We start from the raw sequence: 2,889 nt of genomic DNA on the forward strand, positions 1-2,889 counted from the left end.
CGGCGAACCGGCTCATCCCGGGCGACGGGTAGCCGAGGACACCCAGGACGAGCCCGGCGCGGGGCAGCTGCCCGGAGATCCCGGCGAGCCCCGCCCGTCCGGCCTCGCGCAGCGCCGCCCGGCCGCAGTGCATCGTCCAGTGGAACAGCGGGTCGAGGGTGGCGATGTCCTCCGCGTCGACGAGGAAGCCGGCGGGATCCCACGCCGAGTCGAAGCCGTGGACGTACCCGCCGAGCACGGTGGCCGCGCCCGCGGGTTCTCCCGGCAGGGGCCGGTCCAGCCGCCGGTAGCCCTCGGGGACGGGACCCAGGCTGACGCGCTTGGCCACGATGTTGTCCCACAGGGCGGCCGGGTTCAGCGCGCCGGGGAGCACGCAGCCGCGACCCACGACGGCGATGGGGTCGAACATGGCTCTTCCAGACTCGAGGAGGAAGGGGAGGACTGGCGGGGTGCGGGTGTCAGGGCCGGCGGACCAGGCTGACGCCGAGCAGCTCCACGTGTGCCCGGCCACCGGGGTCGAGCAGCGCGATGTCGCAGACCGCGTGGTCCCGGCCGGTGCGCCGGCCCCGGACGGCGCACCGGAGCGGGTGGGGCAGGGCTCCGGGAGTGCGCACCCGGACGAACCGCACCGCCATGGGCAGGGTCGCCACCCGCAGGACGTGCTCGGCCCACAGCACGCCGAGCTGGAGCCCGGCGTCCACGGCGGCGGGATCGGTGTGCGGGTGCGGCCCCTGCCATCCGCGTTCCCGCACACCGGTGACCGTGCCGTCCGCCCCCTCGACCGACACGCCGTCGACCGCCTTGAGCGCGCGGAACAGCCGGCCGTGGAAGAGGGCGTCGCTGTCATAGGGATCGGCGTGCCGGAGCGGCTCCGGCCGGCGCAGCGGCGACCAGTCGGCGTAGCGCAGGCCGCACGCCGGGGTCGCCACCCGTGCCGCCTGGCAGGGCCTGCCGTCCTCGTCCGAGATCCTCAGCTCCGCGCCACCCGGTCGGTCCGCCACGCTGAGGACGAGCCGGCGGGTCCGCCCGGCTGCCACGGTCAACGGCCGGAACACCCGCAGGTCGGCGAGCGCGACCTCGCGGCGTGCCGGATCGAGCTCCCCGGCCGCCGCGACCAGTCGGTCCACGGTGAGCGCCACGGGCACCACGGCGGTCCCGGCGATGCGGTGGTCACGCAGCTCCGGCTGGTCGTCGAGGCCGAACCGGACCACGGCCTCGCGGTGTTCGCCGGGACCGGGCAGGATCCGGTCGCCGTCGGCGGCGACGAGCACTCGCCGGCCGGGTGCGACCGCACCCAGCGTCGCCAGCACCGCTTGCCCACCCGCCTCGGTGGGCACCAGGCCGACGCCGCTGCCCCGGAAGTGCCCGGCCAGTTCGGGGGTGACCATCCCCGCCTCCCAGGGACCCCACCCGATCGCCGTCACCGGGCAGCGCGCGGACCCGGCCGCCGCCACCTGGAAGAGCACCTCGTTGGCCATGGCGTAGTCGCTCTGCCCGGCGTTGCCGAACTGCGCGGCCACCGACGAGAACAGGTACACGAAGGACAGCGGGTCCTGCGCGGTGGCGGCCAGCAGCGAACGCAGGCCGCGCACCTTGACGTCGAAGACCTGGTCGAACACCGCTGCCGTCTTCGACTCGACGGGCCCGTCGGCGAGTACACCGGCGCCGTGCACGAGACCGGTGACCGGTCCCCATTCCCGGCGGACCCGGGACAGCGCCTCGTTGACGGCCGCGGTGTCGCGGACATCCACGGACAGGTACCGGACGCTGCTGCCCGCGTCGGTCACGGCGGCGATGGTGCCGCGCACTTCGCGGGTGGCGATGACCCGCCGCGCCAGCGCACCGACCTCGGCCGGTGTCGGCAGTGGACCACCACCGCGGAGCCGGTCGGCCACGATCGCGTGCTTGACAGCCTTCTCGTCGCCGGCGATGCCCAGCACCGGTGGTTCGTCGACCAGCGGCGTCCGTCCGATGAGGACGAGACGAGGCCGGTGGGCTCGCGCGATGGCGCGCACGGCGGCGGCGGTGATGCCACGTGCGCCACCCGTCGCCACGATGACCGAGTCGGGGCCGAGGACCGGCCGGTGCGCCGGCCTGGTTCGCCACCGCGACACCGGCAACGGCACCGGTTCGGCCTCGGCCACCGGTGTCGTGCGCCTCCCGTCGGCGTGCAGGCCGACGTCCAACAGCGTTCCCCCGTGGCACAACTCGTCGGCGAGCGCGTCCGCGATCCGGCCGGGGGCGCGGACCGCGCGTTCGCAGTCGATCGCCTTGACCGCGGCGTCCGGCCACTCCTTGGCGACCGTGCGGGCCAGCGCCGCCAGGCCGCCGAGCCAGGCGCGGTCACCCTGCCGTCCGCCGAGCCCGAAGTCCCCGCCGGTGTCCTGCACCGTGACGAACAGCCCGCCGTGCCGGGTGAACCGGGCGGCCACGGTCCTGGCGGCCGCGAAGGCCACTCGGTTGACGGCGATCGCCTCCTCCGGGCCCGCCACGTCGCGCAGCCCGCCGAGGAACACCACGCCCGCCGCCTCCGGCGGCACGTCGCCGGTGACCACCGCGTCGACGCCCCGCGCGGTGAGCCGTTCGACGAGCGCGGCGGCCACCCCGCCACCGTCGTCGGTGACGGACAGCCGCCCGCGGCCGAGTCCTGACGGGGTCAGACCGGACGGTGTGGCGGGCACTTCGCGGACGACGTAGCGCACGAGCCGGTCGGTCCGCGACGGTCCCACGGCCGGCGTGTGGGTGGGTGCCGTGGTCACCCAGCCACCTCCGCCGCCAGGCGCTCGGCGATCTCCCTGATCGTCTGGAGGCGGCCGAGCTCCGCCGCCTCCAGCGTGGGAAGACCGTCGATCCGGTCGCGCAGGGCGGACAGCACCTCGACCCGTTTGA

At 75.7% G+C, this 2,889-nt stretch carries 2 protein-coding genes; both read right to left on the reverse strand.

The features are described from left to right. Positions 1-409 (reverse strand): beta-ketoacyl synthase N-terminal-like domain-containing protein (locus tag ACJ73U_RS46675; protein WP_407784249.1); only part of this gene is annotated, 409 nt, incomplete at its 3' end. A gap of 49 nt (positions 410-458) precedes the next feature. Then, a complete protein-coding gene (locus ACJ73U_RS46680) occupies positions 459-2,759 on the reverse strand; it encodes an SDR family oxidoreductase (protein WP_407784250.1) in 2,301 nt (766 codons plus the stop codon). Between the last annotated feature and the right edge of the window lie 130 nt (positions 2,760-2,889).

It is taken from the genome of Actinophytocola sp. (assembly GCF_045807065.1).
Lineage (GTDB): Bacteria > Actinomycetota > Actinomycetes > Mycobacteriales > Pseudonocardiaceae > Actinophytocola.